Genomic DNA, 15,947 nt, shown 5'->3' with positions numbered 1-15,947 from the left:
GCATGACACCGACGATCAGCACGGCGCTGGCCGCGGCCGGATGGCGCAAGAGCAGCCACAGCGGTGACGAGGGGGCCTGCGTGGAGATCGCGGCGATCCCCGACACCGTGGCCGTCCGGGACTCGAAGGACCGGGCCGGCGCCGTGCTGCTCTTCCCGCCCACGGCCTGGGCCGCCTTCACCGGCGCGCCCCCGCGACCGTAGCCCGTCCCCCACCCGTGGCGCGTCCACCGCGTCCCGCCCGAGATCGCTGACCGGGCCGGTCACGGCACCGCCGGCCCGGTCAGCCCTCAGCCCCTGCCGCACCCCGCCCCCGGGCCGCTCCGCCCGCAGATCCCGGCCCGGTCCCGCCCGCAGACCCCCCGACCCGGTCCCGCCCGCAGACCTGCGGGCCGGTCCCGCCCTCAGGCCCCCGGGCCGGCTCCGCCCGCGCTCCGGTCCCCGGTCAGGGGCGCCGACGCGGAACCGGCACGCAGCGCCTCCAGCGCGGCGATCGCCACCCCCGAGCGCCCGCCATGTCCCGATCCGGCACCAGCGCGAACGTGGCCACGGCCGCCTGCTCGGCCCGCAGCACGGTGTGTTCCCGGACGATCGCCAGAAACCAGTCACGGAACTCCGGGGCCGCCTCCACCACACCCCCGCCGACGAAGTACGCGTGCGGATCGGTGACGTTCGCGGCCAGCGTGAACAGCCGGCCGAGCGCCCGGGCCTGCTGGGCGAAGATCTCCCGGGCCAGCGGGTCGCCCCGCTCCCCGTAGCCCCGGACCAGCTTGGCCGCCCGCTCCACCGGCTCGGCGGCGAGGGGATGGCCGGGAAAGCGGGTCAGCCAGTACGGCAGCAGGTTGCGCGCGATCGCGGTCAACGAGGCGACGCTCTCGGCGTCCCCGGCGAAGCCGCAGGCGCAGGTAGGCACCGGTTGACCGGGGCCGAGCAGCCCGTCGAGCGGCAGGTGCACGTGGCCCAGCTCGCCGGCCATTCCCGCCGCGCCCGCGATCACCCGGCCGTCGTTGACCAGGCCGCCACCGAGCCCGGTGCCCACGATCGCCGACACCGACGACCGGCGCATCGCCGCCGCGCCGAAGTACGCGTGGTGGGCGTACAGCGCGGCGGCGTTGCCGTCGTTGTGGTAGACCACCGGAAGCCCCAACCGCCGCTGCAGCGCGCTCCGCACGTCGAAGCCACGCCAGGCCGGCTGGGCGAAGTTCGTCGACCCCTTCGAGGAGATCACCCCGTCGGCGCTGGCCGGCCCCGGCGTGTCCAGCCCGACGGCCCGGACGAGTTCACGGGGCACCCCGGTCAACGCGAGCACCCCGTCGAAGGCGGCGGCGAGAGCCTCGACCGCCGCCACCGGACCGACCCGGACCTCGCTGGGGATCTCCACCAGCCCGTCGACCAGGAACCGGCCGTCGACGGTCAGCACCGTGGCGTTGTTGCTGGTGCCGCCGTTGTCGAGCCCCACGACCACCGGCACACCCACGCTGCCCACGTCGTCCGCCTCTCGTCGATGTGCTGACGTGAGGCTAGTTTCCCGTACCCGCTCCCGCCATGCCTGCGGTGCGGCGGGCTGCCGGGCGGCTCGGCAGGACGGACCGGGCACGGACGCGGCGCGGCCCGTCAGTTACGGGCCAGCACCACCGTCGCGTCCAGGTCGGCGTCCCGTCGCATCTGCGGCACCAGGCCGGCGGCGGACAGCGCCGCGCACAGGGCCCCGGCCTGCTCCCGGCCGCTCTCCACCACCAGGTGACCGCCCGGAGCGAGCCGGTCCGACACGCCAGGGCCACCGTCACCAGCAGATCCAGCTCCGTCGGGGTGCCGACGGCGGCCACCAGCAGGCGGCCTCCTCCTCGGCCCGGACACAGCCCGCGGTCCGCAACCGGCGCACCACGACCTCGCGGCACACGGCGGACGGACCGGTCACCGCGAGGCGTCCAACGCCGCCGTCACGTCGGCGACCAGGTCGACGGTGTCCTCCACCCCGCAGGAGAGCCGGACGAAGCCCGGTGGGGTGTCGTCGCCCCACTGCGCCCGCCGGTCGGCGCTGGTGTGCAGACCGCCGAAGGAGGTGGCGGCGGCCACCAGCCGGGCCGCGTCGAGGAACCGGGCGACCCGGTCGGCGTCGCCGAGATCGAAGGAGAGCACCCCCGGCATCCGACGCATCTGGGCCGACGCCACCGGGTACGCCGGGTCTCCCGGCCGGCCCGGCCAGCGCAGCCCGGTCACGTCGTCCCGCCCGGCCAGCAGGTCCGCCAGCGCCGCCGCGTTGGCGGTCTGCCGGCCGAGCCGCAGGTCGAGGGTGGCCAGGGAACGGTGCGCCAGCCAGGCGTCGAACGCCCCCGGCACGGCCCCGGTGACGGTACGCCATGCGGTGACCGTCTCCACCAGGTCCGCCGAGCGGGCCGCGACGTAGCCGAGCAGCAGGTCGGAGTGGCCGGTCAGCGCCTTGGTGCCGGAGGCCACCACCAGGTCGGCACCCAGGTCCAGCGGGCGCTGCCCGAGCGGCGTGGCGGTGGTGTTGTCCACGGCGAGCAGGGCCCCGGCAGCGTGCACCCGGGCGGCCAGTGCGGGCAGGTCCACCACGTCCAGGCCGGGGTTGGCGGGGGTCTCCACCAGGACCAGCCGGACGCCGTCGAGGTCGGGGTACGGCCCGGCGGTCGGGACGAAGCGCACCGTCACCCCCACCTGTTGCAGGGTGTCGGTGGCGAACGCGCGCACGGGGAAGTAGCCGTCGGTGGGCAGCACCACCGTGTCGCCGGGCTTCAGCAGGGCCAGCAGCAGCCCGGTGATGGCCGCCTGCCCGCTGGCGAAGGTGCGGCACTCGCCGCCCTCCAGTTCGCCGATGGCGGCCTCCAGCAGCCGCCGGGTGGGGTTGTCGGGCCGGCCGTACCCGTTCGGGGCCGCCGCCGGCCCCTGCCGTGGATCGAGGTGGTAGGGCGCGGCGAAGACCGGCCCCGGCAGGAACGGCTGCCCGGGTGACGGGTCCGGCAGGCCGGCGTGTACGCACCGGGTGCCGTCGTGCTGGTCGGTCATGTCCCTCACTCCGGCTTCGTGGTGCGGCTCATCAACGCCTGGACGGCCCGTCGGGGGTCGACGCCCTCGTGGCAGACCAGCTCGACCTGTTCGGTGATCGGCATCTCCACGCCGTGCGCGCGGGCCAGGTCGCGGATCGCCAGGGCGCTCTTGACCCCCTCGGCGGTCTGCCGGGTGGCGACCCGGGCCTCCTCCAGGGTCGCGCCCCGGCCCAGGTGCTCGCCGAAGGTGCGGTTACGGGCCGACGGCGACGAGCAGGAGGCGACCAGGTCGCCCATGCCCGCCAGGCCGGCGAAGGTCAGCGGGTCGGCACCGAGCGCCACCCCCAGCCGGGCGGTCTCGGCGAGTCCCCGGGTGACGAGCATCGCCCGGGTGTTGTGACCGAAACCCATGGCGGTGGCGATGCCGTACGCCAGGGCGATCACGTTCTTGACCGCCCCGCCCAGTTCACAGCCGATCACGTCGTCGTTGGTGTACGGCCGGAAGTACGGCGTGGTGACGGCGTTCTGCACGAGGGTGGCCCGGTCGACGTCGGTGCACGCCACGACCGTGGCGGCCGGTTGCTCGGCGGCGATCTCGGGAGCCAGGTTCGGGCCGGAGACCACGACGACGCGGTCCGCCGCCACCCCGGCGGTCTCGACGATCACCTCGCTCATCCGCTTCGTCGTGCCCAGCTCGATGCCCTTCATCAGCGACACCAGCGTGGCGTCCGGGTGCAGGTGCCCGGCCCACTCGGCGAGGTTGCCGCGCAGGGTCTGCGAGGGCACGGCCAGCACCACCAGCTCGGCACCGGAGATCGCCTCGGCGGCGTCCCCGGTGGCCGTGACCCGCTGCGGCAGCACCAGGTCGGGCAGGTACTCGGGGTTGCGCCGCTGCGCCCGCAACACCTCGGCCACCTGCTGCCGACGGGCCCAGACGGTGACGTCCCGGCCGGCGTCGGCGAGGATCTTGGCGAACGCCGTCCCCCACGAGCCGGCCCCCAGGACCGCGACGTGCCCGCTCATGCCCTCACCCCTCCACCCTCGAACGCCCCACCGGGCCCGGCCACCGACCCGATCATGCCGCCGCCTCCGGGCGCTGTTCCCGACCCCGGCCGGGACGCTCCCACAACGGCGGCGGGGTGCCGCCGCGGATCTCGGCGAGCAGGTCCCGCAGCCGCAGCATGATCGCGTCGGTCATCTCCTCCAGCACCTGCCGGCTCGGCTCCGCGCCGGCCCACCGGCTCAGGTCGACCGGCGGGCCGGCGACGACTGTCACCGGAATGCGCGGACGCGGGTTCAGCCGGGCCGTCCGGGGGTCGAAGATCTTCTCGGGGCCCCACATCGCCACCGGCACCACCGGCGCGCCCGTGGTCAACGCGAGCCGGGCGGCCCCGGTCTTGCCCCGCATGGGCCACATCCCGGGTTCCCGCGTGGTGGTGCCCTCGGGGTAGATCACCACCGCCCCGCCCTCGGCGAGCGCCTCGATCAGGGTGTCCAGCGACTTGACCGCGTCAGCGGTGCCCCGTTCGACGGGGATCTGCCGGCAGCGGTGCAGGATCCAGCCGATCACCGGCACGCGGAACACGCTGGCCTTGCCCAGGAACCGGGGCCACCGGCCGGCGTCGTAGACGAAGTGCGCCGAGACCAGCGGGTCGGCGTGGGAGATGTGGTTCGGCACGATGATCACGCCGCCGGTGCGCGGCAGGTGCTCCATGCCGCGCCAGGTGCGTCGGGTCCAGACGGTCATCACCGGCTTGATCAGCACCACGGCGAACCGTTGCCAGAAACCCAGCCTCCGCCGTGTCACCGCGCCTCCTCGTACCGCCCCGACCTGCCCACCGGGCGAGCCCGGTCACACCCGCAGCGAAATCATGCCTGCTCGCCCCTGGTACGGCCAGTGAGGGTACCGCCCCGCGGCTGGCAGGATGACGGGCGTGAGCCAGCCATGGACCGCGGTGGTGCCGATCAAGCACCTCACCGCCGCGAAGAGCCGGTTGCGGGGGGCGCTGCCGCGCGTACCCCACGAGGCCCTGGCCCTCGCCCTGGCCACCGACACCCTCCACGCGGTGCGGTCCTGCCCCGCCGTGACGGAGGTGCTGGTGGTCACCGACGACCCGCTGGCTGTCGCCGCCGCCCGCGCCGCGGGCGCGCGGGTGGTGCCGGACATTCCCCGCGCGGGCCTGAACGCCGCGTTCCGGCGCGGCGCGTCGGCCGCCGGCGACAGTTGGGTGGCCGGGCTCACCGCCGACCTGCCCGCGCTGCGTCCCGCCGAGTTGGCGGCGGCGCTGCGCGCGGCCCGGACCGGCCCGCCCGGCGTACGCGGTTTCGTGGCCGACGCCCCCGGCTGCGGCACCGTGCTGCTGGCCGCGCCGCCCGGCGTACCTCTCGATCCGCGCTTCGGCGTGGGCTCGGCGGAGGCGCATGCCGCCAGCGGGGCGCGGCGGCTGGCCGGCGACTGGCCGAGCCTGCGCCGCGACGTGGACACCCCCGACGACCTCGCGGCGGCGGTCCGGCTCGGTCTGGGCCCGCGCACGGCGGCGCTGGTGGCGGCCGAGAACCGGGCCGGCTCCACCGCCGGCTGAGCACCCGGGCCGGCTCCACCGCCGGCTGACCGCCCCGCCGGTGTACGGTGCTGGGCATGCAGGGCACGGTGGCCACCTACGACGCCTCGACCCGCAGCGGCACGCTGCTGCTCGACGACGGCACCGAGCTGTCCTTCCCCGCTCCGGCGTTCGACGCCTCGGGGCTGCGCCTGTTGCGACTGGGCCAGCGGGTCCGGGTCGACACCGACGCCGACGGGACGGTCGTGCGGGTGACATTGCCGACCATGGGCTGATCCGAGACCCCCAAGTTCAGATTGCGTTAACCCGGATCGGGTGATTATGAGGGGGTGAGCACCCCTCGCGAACACCCCGCCGACCAGCCCACCACCACCGCCGACCCGGGGGTCCGTCGCAACGGCACCCGCCCCCGGGGCGCCGACGGACGGTTCCGGCCGGCCCTCGACCGCGTCGACCGGGCCGGCACCGACCCGGCAGCGGCCTCCGCCGGTCTGGAGGAGGTCCTGGACCCGGATCCGGATCCGGCGGACGAACCCGCCCCGGACGCTTCCCCGGCCGCACCGTTGCCCGAGGACAGATTCCTCAACCGGGAGCTGTCGTGGCTCGACTTCAACGCCCGGGTGCTCGCCCTGGCCGAGGACCGGCGTACGCCGCTGCTGGAACGGGCGAAGTTCCTGGCCATCTTCGCCAGCAACCTCGACGAGTTCTACATGGTGCGGGTCGCCGGGTTGAAGCGACGCCTCCAGGCGGGCCTGCCCGTGCGCGGCGGCGACCGGATGCCCCTGCGCACCCAGCTCGACCTCGTCTCGGAGAAGGCCGCCGCGCTGGTGGCCCGGCACGCCGCCTGCTTCGTCGACGACGTGCTGCCCCGGCTGGCCGCCGAGGACATCCGCGTGCTGCGCTGGTCCGATCTGGGCGACGCCGAGCGGGAGCGGCTGCGCACCTACTTCCGCGAGCAGATCTTCCCGGTGCTCACCCCCCTCGCGGTGGACCCGGCGCACCCCTTCCCGTACATCTCGGGCCGGTCGTTGAACCTGGCGGTGTCGGTACGCGACCCCGACGGCGGCTCGGAGCTGTTCGCCCGGGTGAAGGTGCCCAACAACGTGCCCCGGTTCGTGCGGGTCGACCGGGACCAGCCCGGCGTGCGGGTGCTGCCCGTGGAGGACCTCATCTCGGTGCACCTGGGGCAGTTGTTCTCCGGCATGCAGGTGGTGGAGTGCCACCTGTTCCGGGTGACCCGCAACGCCGAGGTGGAGGTCGACGAGGACCGCGACGAGGATCTGCTCCAGGCGCTGGAACGCGAGCTGGCGCGGCGTCGGTTCGGCCCGCCGGTGCGCCTGGAGGTGGCCGCCTCCATCTCCGACCACATGCTGGAACTGCTCGTCCGCGAACTGGACATGAACGCCCAGGACGTGCTGCGGGTGCGCGGGCTGCTCGACCTGTCCGCCCTGTGGCAGCTCTACGGCGAGGCCGACCGGCCCGACCTGAAGGATCCGCCGTTCGTGCCGGCCACCCACCCGCGCCTCGCCGAGGGGGAGGTGCCGCGCAGCGTCTTCGCCACGCTGCGCGACGGGGACATCCTCGTGCACCACCCCTACCACTCGTTCGCGACCAGCGTGCAGCGCTTCGTCGAGCAGGCCGCCGCCGACCCGAACGTGCTCGCCATCAAGCAGACCCTCTACCGCACCAGCGGTGACTCCCCGATCGTCGACGCGCTGGTCGACGCCGCCGCCGCCGGCAAGCAGGTGGTGGTGCTGGTCGAGCTGAAGGCCCGCTTCGACGAGGTCGCCAACATCGGCTGGGCGCGCACCCTGGAACGGGCCGGCTGCCATGTCGTGTACGGCCTGGTGGGGCTCAAGACCCACTGCAAGACGGCCCTGGTGGTCCGCCAGGAGGGCAACCAGATCCGCCGGTACTGCCACATCGGCACGGGCAACTACCACCCGAAGACCGCCCGGCTCTACGAGGACTTCGGCATGCTCACCGCCGACCCGGAGATCGGGGCCGACCTGACCGACCTGTTCAACGTGCTCACCGGGTACAGCCGACAGACGGCGTTCCGGCGGCTGCTGGTGGCACCGCAGGGCATCCGCAGCGGGTTGGTCGAGCGGATCGACCGGGAGATCGCCCACGTGCGGCTGGGGATGCCGGGGCTGGTGCAGGTCAAGGTGAACTCGCTGGTCGACGAGGAGATCGTCGACGCGCTGTACCGGGCCTCCCGGGCCGGGGTGCACGTCGACCTGATGATCCGCGGCATGTGCACGCTGCGGCCGGGAGTGCCGGGGCTGTCGGAGAACATCCGGATCCGATCGATCCTCGGCCGGTTCCTGGAACACTCGCGGGTGTTCCGGTTCGGCAACAACGGCGACGCGGAGTTCTGGATCGGCTCGGCCGACCTGATGCACCGCAACCTGGACCGTCGGGTCGAGGCGCTGGTGCAGGTGACCGACCCGGTGGCCCGGGCCGAGCTGGACCACGTGCTGACCGCCGCGATGAGTCCCGACGTGGACGCGTTCGAGCTGGCCTCCGACGGCACCTGGACCCGCCGCACCGGCACCGGCGAGGCCCCGTTGGCCGACCTCCAGGAGTTGCTGCTGCGTCGCGTCGGTGGCACGGCCGGATGAGCGGGCGGGACATAGGCTGACGAGATGGCTGCCTTCCCCGACGCCCGGCACCGCGCCGGCCGCCGTCCCCGCCCCACCCGGTGGCTGGCGTGACCGCGATCCGGGCGGCCGGGGGCGTCGTGTGGCGCCCGGCCGACGCCGACGGTGCCCACGTGTGCCTGGTGCACCGGCCGCGCTACGGCGACTGGTCGCTGCCGAAGGGCAAGTTGGATCCGGGTGAGCATCCGCTGCTCGCCGCCGTCCGCGAGGTCGCGGAGGAAGCCGACGCGCAGGCCGTGCCCCAGGTGCGCCTGCCCACCGTCCACTACCACAGCGAGGGCCGACCCAAGACGGTCGAGTTCTGGTCGATGCGGGCGGTCGGCACCGGCGGCTTCCAACCGGGCACCGAGGTCGACGACGTGCGCTGGCTGCCGGTGGACGAGGCGGTCCGGCTGGTCAGCTACCCGCACGACGCGGAGGTGCTGGCGGCCTTCGCCGCGCTGCCGACGGTCACCGCGACGGTGGCGCTGGTGCGGCACGCCCAAGCCGGCAGGCGCGGCACCTGGACGGGTCCGGACCGGGCGCGTCCGCTCGACGCGCGGGGCCGGTCGCAGGCGGAGGGCCTGGCACCGCTGGTGGCGCTGCTGCGTCCGACCCGGCTGCTGTCGGCGTCGCCCCGCCGCTGCGTGCAGACCCTCGACCCGGTCGCCGCGCTGCTCGACCTGCCGATCGAGGTGAACGGCGACCTGGACGAACCCCTGCCGGGGCAGCAGGCCGAGGAGCGGGCCCTGGCCGCCGCCGCCCGGCTGGTGGTGCTGGCGGCGGCGGGTGACCCGGCCGTCGTGTGCAGCCAGGGAAAGGTGATCCCGGGCGCGCTGGCGCACCTGACCGGTGGCCCGCACGAGGCGGCGGACGACTTCGTCACCCCCAAGGGCGGCGGCTGGTTGCTGGCCTTCGCCGGGGAACACCTGCTCGCCGCCGACCGCCTCTGATTACGGCCGCCCACCGGCCCGGAGGACGACCGGCCCGAAGGACGACCGGCCCGAAGGACGACCGGCCCGCGCGTGCCGCCGCCGGCCGGCACGCCCCCGCCGGGTCCCGGACCGGTCAGCGGGCCGGCAGGGCCAGGGTGACCGCGACCGGCAGGTGGTCGCTGGCCGTGCCGGGGATCGTCCCGGCATCGGTCGCCCCGAGATCCGGTGAGACGAGGACGTGGTCGATCTGCTCGCGCGGGTCGTCGGCCGGGGAGGTGGGCAGCGGACGGGCCGCCGCCAGCGCGTCGACCAGGCCGGCCCGGATGAACTCGGCGTACGCCGGGTCGTCCGGCTCGGTGTTGAGGTCCCCGGCGACCACCAGGGGCATCCCGGCGGCGTACCCGGTGGCGAAGGCGGCGACCGCGCGGGCCTGCGCCACCGGGCCGCCGTCCGGTGGCGGCTGGAGGTGGGTGCCGACCACGGCGAGGCGTACCCCGGCGCTGAAGTCCACGGTGACGGCGAGCGCCTGCGCGCCGGTGGGCGCGCCCACGGCCGGCAGCGCCCGGGTCCGGGGGGCGCGCACCGGCCAGCGGCTGAGCACCGCGTCGCCCCAGAGCGGGCCGGCGGCGGGCGCGAAGACGTAGGGCATCCCCAGGCGTACGGCCAGCAGGTGCAGGGTGTCGTGGCCGCCGTTGAGCAGCCAACCCCGGTCCACCTCGCTGAGCACCACCACGTCGGCGCGGCCGGCGGCGCGGGCGAGGGCGTCGAGGTCGAGCCGCCCGTCGAGGCCGAACCCCATCCGGATGTTGTACGCCACCAGCCGGACCTGCCGGGGCGGCCCCGGCCGGTTGTCGATGACCATCCACGGCCCGTGCCCGACGGTGGCGACGAGGGCGACGAGGACGGTCACGGCGGTGACCGCCAGTCTGGGCAGGACCCGGACGCGTCCCGCCGTGGGCGGCGTGCGCAGAGCGGCGACGGCCACCAGGGCGGCCACGACCGGCGGCAGCCACCCGTTGGGATAGCCGAGGTCGTAGGCGGCGTAGTGGAGCACCGTGGCGACGGCGAAGCCGAGCATGCCGACCAGGGCCGCGTACGCCCGCCGGCGGCCGGCCTCCGGCCGCGCCTGCCGGCCGTCCGCCGGCTCGTCGAGCAGGGCCAGGCAGCCGCCGAGCCCCGCAGCCGCCAGCACCATGGCGACGACCAGCAGTCTCGGCGGACCGTAGGTGGCCAGCAGCGTCCCGGCGAGCAGCACGGCCGGGGGCACCGGCCGCCACCGGCCGCGTACCGGCGTCAGCGCGCCCCCGACGAACACCGCCACCGCCGGTGCCATCGGCGCCAGCGCGAACAGTGGCGTACCGCCGGTGCCGGCGCGGCCCTGGAGGTACGACATCGCGGTCCCGGCGACCGCCGGGGACAGGGCCAGCATGCCGGCCAGCAGCAGCGCGGGCCCGGCCACCATCCACGCCCGCGCACCGCCTGCACCCCGCCCCGCCCCCGCGACGGTCGGGCCGGAACCCGAGCCTGTGACGGTCGGGCCGGACAACGGACCCGAGAGGGTCGGGCCGCATCCCGGCCCTGTGACGGTCGGCCCGGAGCCCGGCCCCGTGCCGGGCTGGGGACGGGGGTCGGGCTGGGGTCGCGGGCCGGGCAGGCCGGCGACGAAGGCGGCCACCAGGGCCGCGCTGGCGGTCCACGCCAACCAGCCGCCCCGCCACACCAGGTCGTGCGTGGCGAGTGCGGTGTGCAGCAGCGCCCCGGCGGCCAGCCCGAGCGCCAGGCCCGGCACGGGTCGGGCGGTGCGGGCGGCGCTGCCGGCCAACCAGACCAGGCCGGCGAGCAGCCCGGCGGCGGCGAGCCAGAGCTGCCAGCGCCCGCCCGGCGCGGCCGTGAGGGCCAGCCGCGCACCGGCCAGCGCCGCCCCCGCGACGACCGTCACCGGTCTGGCGCCGATCCTCGCGACCAGCGGCGGGGCGGCGAAGGCCAGGACGAACCAACCCAGCGCGAACACGCCGAGCAACTCGGCCGGGGTGGCGGCGGCCTGCCCGAAGATGGTGATGACCGAGGGCAGGAACACCCGCAGCACGTCGACCAGCACGACGACGCCGAGGGCGAGAGCGAGGGTGCCGGAATGGCGGTGGCGCAGCACGGACGTCTCCTCAGCACCGGGGGCGGTGCGGCGATTCTGGCCGCCCGGCCCGGAGCCGGTCAACGTCCCGGCGCACCGGGCCGGCAACGACGAGGGGCGCCCGCCGTGGTGGCGGGCGCCCCTGTCGTACGGCTGCCGTCAGCGCTTGGACGCCTTCTTCGCCGGCGACTTCTTCGCAGTCGACTTCTTGGCCGCCGCGCTCTTGCTGGCCGCCGCGGTCTTCTTCGCCGGGGCGGCCTTCTTCGTGGCGGTCTTGCTCGCCGCGGCGCTCTTCTTCGCCGGGGCGGTCTTCTTCGTGGCGGTCTTGGTCGCCGCGGCGGTCTTCGCCGGGGCGGCCTTCTTGGTGGCGGCCTTGGTCGCCGTGGTCTTCGCGGCGGTCGTCTTGGTCGCCTTCGCCGCGGTGGTCTTCTTGGCCCCCGCGCCGGCGGCCTTCGCGCCGGTCGCCTTCGCGCCGGTCGTCTTGGCCCCGGTCGTCTTGGCCCCGGTCGCCTTCGCGCCGGTCGTCTTGGCCCCGGTCGTCTTGGCGGCGGCCGTGGCGGTCTTCTTCGCCGCCGCCGTGGCCTTCGGCACCTTGCCGCTGGCCACCATCTCCTTGAATCCGGCACCCGCACGGAAGGTCGGGACGGAGGTCTTCTTGACCTTCACCGCCTCGCCGGTCCGGGGGTTGCGGGCTGTTCGTGCACCCCGTACGCGCTTCTCGAACGCTCCGAAACCGGTGATCGCCACCTTCTCGCCCCTGGTGACCGCCGCCTGGACCTCAGCGAGAACCGCGTCGAGCGCGGCCGTCGCCGTCTTCCGGTCCCCCAGGCGAACGGCGAGGGCCTCGATAAGCTCGGCCTTGTTCACGACTTCCTCCCGAATATGCAACTGACTCGACGCGAGCCATTCTGCGCGCACGGTATGCCCTGTGCTGCCGGGACACAAACATTCGGTGGAAAAAAGCCCTTGTGTCGCAACGGATTCGCCCCCACCGGACGGGCCGGTGGGGGCGGAAACCGCTGTGGGATCGGGCGTACGTCAGGCGACGGTGGGCAGGAACCCCGGCCGGGTCCGCTCGAAGGCACTGATCTCCGCCTCGTGGCGGAGGGTGAGTCCAATGTCGTCCAAGCCCTCCATGAGCCGCCAGCGGCTGAAGTCGTCCAGCGGGAAGGTCCAGGTGTCCTCCCCGGCGCGGAGCTCGCGGGCGGTGAGGTCGACGGTCACCGGGGTGTCCGGCGCGGATTCGAGCAGAGCCCACAGTTTCTCGACGGCCGGCAATTCCAGCTCGACCGGCAGGAGCCCCTCCTTGAGCGCGTTGCCCCGGAAGATGTCGCCGAACCGGGGCGAGACCACGACGCGGAAGCCCCCGTCCCGCAACGCCCACACCGCGTGTTCCCGGGACGACCCGGTGCCGAACTCCGGGCCCGCCACCAGAATCGACGCGCCCGAATAAGCTTGATCGTTCATCACGAATGCGGGGTCCTCCCGCCACGCGCTGAACAGTCCGTCGGCGAAACCGGTCCGGGTCACCCGCTTGAGGTACACCGCCGGAATGATCTGATCGGTGTCCACATCGGATCGGCGCAGCGGCACGGCGGTGCCGGTGTGCACGGTGAACTTATCCATCTGTCGGTGCTGCCCTTCTACAGGTCGGCGGGGGCGGCCAGCCGGCCCACCACGGCGGTGGCGGCGGCGACCGGCGGGGAGACCAGGTGGGTACGCCCGCCCCGGCCCTGGCGGCCCTCGAAGTTCCGGTTCGAGGTCGAGGCGGAGCGCTGCCCCGGGGACAGCGTGTCCGGGTTCATGCCCAGACACATGGAGCAGCCGGCGAAACGCCACTCGGCCCCGGCGTCGGTGAAGACCTTGTCCAGCCCCTCGGCCTCAGCCGCCTCGCGTACGGCGGCGGAGCCGGGCACCACCAGCATGCGGACGCCACCGGCGACCTGGTGCCCCCGCAGCACGTCCGCGGCGGCCCGCAGGTCCTCCAGCCGCCCGTTGGTGCAGGAGCCGACGAACACCACGTCGACCGACAGGTCACGCAACGCCGTGCCGGGGCGCAGGTCCATGTACTCCAGGGCGCGGCGGGCGGCGGCCCGCTCCGGCTCGCCGTCGAACTGCTCGGGGTCGGGCACGACCGCGCCCAGCGGCACCCCCTGGCCGGGGTTGGTGCCCCAGGTGACGAACGGGGTGATCTCCGCCGCGTCGAGGACCACCTCGGCGTCGAAGGTCGCGCCCTCGTCGGTGGGCAGCGTCCGCCAGTAGGCGAGCGCCGCCTCCCAGTCCGCCCCCCGGGGGGCGTTCGGCCGCCCCTTCAGGTACGCGTAGGTCGTCTCGTCCGGCGCGATCATTCCGGCCTTGGCGCCCCACTCGATGGACATGTTGGCGATCGTCATCCGGCCTTCCATGGACAGCGCCCGGATCGCCTCACCCCGGTACTCCACGATGTGTCCGCGACCGCCGCCGGTGCCGACCCTGGCGATCAGCGCGAGCACCAGGTCCTTGGCGGTGACGCCCGGAGCCAGCGTGCCGTTGACCGTCACGGCCATGGTCTTCGGCCGGGCCTGCGGCAGCGTCTGGGTGGCCAGCACGTGCTCGACCTCGCTGGTGCCGATGCCGAAGGCCAGGGCCCCGAACGCGCCGTGGGTGGCGGTGTGCGAGTCGCCACAGACGATGGTCAGGCCGGGCTGGGTGAGGCCGAGCTGCGGACCGATGACGTGCACGATGCCCTGGTTCTCGTCGCCGAGCGGGTGCAGCTTCACCCCGAACTCGGCGCAGTTGCGGCGCAGTGTCTCGATCTGCGTCCGCGAGGTGGGGTCGGCGATGGTGAGCAGGTCACCGCGCCGGGTCTGGAACGAGGGGTCGGCGTACCCGGTGGGGGTGTTGTGGTCCTCGGTCGCGAGCGTGAGGTCGGGGCGCCGCACCGGGCGGCCGGCGAGCCGCAGCCCGTCGAAGGCCTGCGGGCTGGTGACCTCGTGCAGCAGGTGCATGTCGATGAAGAGCAGATCGGGCTCACCATCGGCGGACCGGACGACGTGCGCGTCCCAGACCTTCTCGGCCAGGGTCCTCGGCTCAGGAGTGACTCCCACCATCTGGACATCCTAAATTCTGGGAGGTAAGTTTCGGCTTGTGGGACACAGTATGAGCGGTGTCGGCGTTCTCGACAAGGCGGTGGTCATCCTGGCCGCCTGTGTCGACGGCGCCAGCCTGGCCGAACTCGTTGAACGCACCAAGCTGCCCCGGGCCACGGCGCACCGGCTGGCGCAGGCGCTGGAGATCCACCGGATGCTGGTCCGGGACACCCAGGGCCGCTGGCGACCCGGCCCGCGCCTCGGTGAACTCGCCAACGCGGCCCCGGACGTGCTGCTGACCGCCGCCGAGCCCCTGCTGGCCGCCCTGCGGGACGCCACGGGCGAAAGCGCCCAGCTCTACCTTCGCAGAGCGGACGAACGGATCTGCGTGGCCGCCGCCGAACGGGCCAGCGGGCTGCGCGACACGGTGCCCGTCGGCTCGGTACTGCCGATGGTCGCCGGCTCGGCGGCACAGATCCTGCTGGCCTGGGAGCCGCCCGAGGCGGTGATGCCGCTGCTGCCCCGCTCCAAGTTCACCGGCCGCACCCTCGCCGAGGTGCGCCGCCGGGGATGGGCGCAGAGCGTCGCCGAACGGGAGGCCGGCGTGGCGAGCGTCTCAGCACCCATCCGGGACCGGACGGGCCGGGTCATCGCCGCGATCAGCATCTCCGGCCCCATCGAACGCCTCGGCCGCCGCCCCGGCGAGCGCCACGCCATGGCGGTGGTACGCGCCGGTCAACGCCTCTCCGGACTCTGACCCCCACCCGCCACCTCCCCCTCTCCCCGTTGAGCATGAGGTTGTTGCGTCGACTGCCGGTTGGCGAGAGCAACAACCTCAGCTCACCGGAGTGACGGGGGGTGGGGCCGAGCACCGGGGGTGGGGGAAGAGGAACGGCTCGCTCCGCTTGGCGGAACGAGCCGTGGTTGACCTGTAGCCCCGACCGGATTCGAACCGGCGCTACCGCCTTGAGAGGGCGGCGTCCTGGGCCGCTAGACGACGGGGCCAGAACTTCTGCTGAACACCCCAGCGGGGTGACGCGGCTGTAGTCTAGCGGCGCTCAGGCCACGGCACGAATCGGGGTACGGGCCCACACCCGACCTGCGTTCCGACCCTCTCCTGACCACTGCGACCCTCTCCTGACCACGAGGGCCGCTGTCGGGCCGGAGTGCACCGGGGGCGCCCAGGGACCAGGCGACCCAAGGCCAGGAGCCAGCCCGACGGCCAGGGGCTAGAGGCCAGGGAAGCGAAAACGGCCCGTCCGCCTGCGCGGTACGAGCCGTTCACCTGCTGTAGCCCCGACCGGATTCGAACCGGCGCTACCGCCTTGAGAGGGCGGCGTCCTGGGCCGCTAGACGACGGGGCCAGAACCTTCTTGCGACCGCCCGTGGGCGGTGCCGCCGAACCCTACCAGACCCGTCGCCCGCCCCGAGGGGGCGAGTGCCGAACTCCATCAGAATCCAGCGACCCGGGATCCTTGCGAATCTCGGCTGCGCTGGGGTACCAGGACTCGAACCTAGACTAACTGAACCAGAATCAGTCGGGCTGCCAATTACCCCATACCCCATTGGCCCCTTGCGGTGCCGGGAACAAACCTTACCCTCCCCC

General features: G+C 74.3%; 15 protein-coding genes and 3 tRNA genes. 6 read left to right on the top strand and 12 right to left on the bottom strand.

Translation table 11 applies throughout. The features are described from left to right. The first annotated feature begins 2 nt into the window (after positions 1-2). Positions 3-203, top strand: coding sequence for a DUF397 domain-containing protein (locus GA0070616_RS19555; protein WP_091084962.1), 201 nt, complete (start codon positions 3-5; stop codon positions 201-203). Between the two features lie 241 nt (positions 204-444). On the opposite strand, the gene GA0070616_RS19550 is transcribed toward GA0070616_RS19555, so the two are convergent. The 5 genes from GA0070616_RS19550 to GA0070616_RS19535 form a co-directional block, all read right to left on the bottom strand. Beyond that, a complete protein-coding gene (locus GA0070616_RS19550) occupies positions 445-1,485 on the bottom strand; it encodes an ROK family protein (RefSeq protein ID WP_091084959.1) in 1,041 nt (346 codons plus the stop codon). 128 nt (positions 1,486-1,613) lie between these two features. Then, complete coding sequence (locus tag GA0070616_RS28240; RefSeq protein WP_175440137.1) at positions 1,614-1,769, bottom strand: hypothetical protein; 156 nt, start codon at positions 1,767-1,769, stop codon at positions 1,614-1,616. A gap of 144 nt (positions 1,770-1,913) precedes the next feature. Continuing rightward, entirely contained in the window at positions 1,914-3,026 is a 1,113-nt protein-coding gene (locus GA0070616_RS19545; RefSeq protein ID WP_091084956.1) for a cystathionine gamma-lyase, read from the bottom strand. A gap of 5 nt (positions 3,027-3,031) precedes the next feature. Beyond that, on the bottom strand, positions 3,032-4,030 hold the full coding sequence (locus tag GA0070616_RS19540; RefSeq protein ID WP_091084952.1) for an NAD(P)H-dependent glycerol-3-phosphate dehydrogenase: 999 nt from the start codon (positions 4,028-4,030) through the stop codon (positions 3,032-3,034). Between the two features lie 52 nt (positions 4,031-4,082). After that, on the bottom strand, positions 4,083-4,814 hold the full coding sequence (locus GA0070616_RS19535; RefSeq protein ID WP_091084948.1) for a lysophospholipid acyltransferase family protein: 732 nt from the start codon (positions 4,812-4,814) through the stop codon (positions 4,083-4,085). Between the two features lie 127 nt (positions 4,815-4,941). On the opposite strand from GA0070616_RS19535, the gene cofC reads away from it, so the two are divergent. From cofC to GA0070616_RS19515, 4 genes are all read left to right on the top strand, one after another. Next, positions 4,942-5,589, top strand: coding sequence for a 2-phospho-L-lactate guanylyltransferase (gene cofC / locus GA0070616_RS19530; protein WP_091084943.1), 648 nt, complete (start codon positions 4,942-4,944; stop codon positions 5,587-5,589). A gap of 56 nt (positions 5,590-5,645) precedes the next feature. Further along, positions 5,646-5,843 (top strand): cold-shock protein, encoded by a 198-nt coding sequence (locus tag GA0070616_RS19525; RefSeq protein ID WP_175440136.1) that lies wholly within the window; start codon positions 5,646-5,648, stop codon positions 5,841-5,843. 54 nt (positions 5,844-5,897) lie between these two features. Next, entirely contained in the window at positions 5,898-8,192 is a 2,295-nt protein-coding gene (locus GA0070616_RS19520; protein WP_091084936.1) for an RNA degradosome polyphosphate kinase, read from the top strand. Between the two features lie 80 nt (positions 8,193-8,272). Further along, complete coding sequence (locus tag GA0070616_RS19515) at positions 8,273-9,163, top strand: NUDIX hydrolase (protein WP_091084931.1); 891 nt, start codon at positions 8,273-8,275, stop codon at positions 9,161-9,163. A 115-nt stretch (positions 9,164-9,278) separates the two neighbouring features. Here GA0070616_RS19515 and GA0070616_RS19510 read toward each other — a convergent pair whose 3' ends face one another. The 4 genes from GA0070616_RS19510 to leuC all read right to left on the bottom strand — a co-directional run bounded on the left by GA0070616_RS19510 (position 9,279) and on the right by leuC (position 14,362). Further along, complete coding sequence (locus GA0070616_RS19510) at positions 9,279-11,291, bottom strand: endonuclease/exonuclease/phosphatase family protein (RefSeq protein WP_091091145.1); 2,013 nt, start codon at positions 11,289-11,291, stop codon at positions 9,279-9,281. A gap of 141 nt (positions 11,292-11,432) precedes the next feature. After that, the gene (locus tag GA0070616_RS19505) at positions 11,433-12,140 is read right to left on the bottom strand and encodes an HU family DNA-binding protein (RefSeq protein ID WP_175440135.1); all 708 of its coding nucleotides are present in this window, start codon (positions 12,138-12,140) and stop codon (positions 11,433-11,435) included. Positions 12,141-12,311: 171 nt separating this feature from the next. Beyond that, positions 12,312-12,899, bottom strand: a complete 588-nt coding sequence (gene leuD / locus GA0070616_RS19500) for a 3-isopropylmalate dehydratase small subunit (RefSeq protein WP_091084923.1) — start codon at positions 12,897-12,899, stop codon at positions 12,312-12,314. Positions 12,900-12,916: 17 nt separating this feature from the next. Beyond that, positions 12,917-14,362, bottom strand: coding sequence for a 3-isopropylmalate dehydratase large subunit (leuC, locus tag GA0070616_RS19495; protein ID WP_091084918.1), 1,446 nt, complete (start codon positions 14,360-14,362; stop codon positions 12,917-12,919). A 49-nt stretch (positions 14,363-14,411) separates the two neighbouring features. Here leuC and GA0070616_RS19490 point away from each other — a divergent pair, with 49 nt between their 5' ends. Then, positions 14,412-15,098 carry an IclR family transcriptional regulator gene (locus GA0070616_RS19490; RefSeq protein WP_091084913.1) on the top strand — a complete coding sequence of 229 codons (687 nt, stop codon included), beginning with the start codon at positions 14,412-14,414 and terminating at the stop codon, positions 15,096-15,098. A gap of 175 nt (positions 15,099-15,273) precedes the next feature. Here the strand turns inward: GA0070616_RS19490 and GA0070616_RS19485 are convergent. From GA0070616_RS19485 to GA0070616_RS19475, 3 genes are all read right to left on the bottom strand, one after another. Further along, positions 15,274-15,346, bottom strand: a tRNA-Glu gene (locus tag GA0070616_RS19485). Positions 15,347-15,632: 286 nt separating this feature from the next. Then, a tRNA-Glu gene (locus GA0070616_RS19480) sits at positions 15,633-15,705 on the bottom strand. A 129-nt stretch (positions 15,706-15,834) separates the two neighbouring features. Then, positions 15,835-15,906: transfer RNA gene (locus GA0070616_RS19475), tRNA-Gln, on the bottom strand. Positions 15,907-15,947 lie beyond the last annotated feature (41 nt).

The sequence above is a fragment of the Micromonospora nigra genome, from assembly GCF_900091585.1.
In the GTDB taxonomy this organism is placed as follows: Bacteria; Actinomycetota; Actinomycetes; order Mycobacteriales; family Micromonosporaceae; genus Micromonospora; species Micromonospora nigra.
This window is presented reverse-complemented; position numbering and strand designations above follow the sequence as displayed.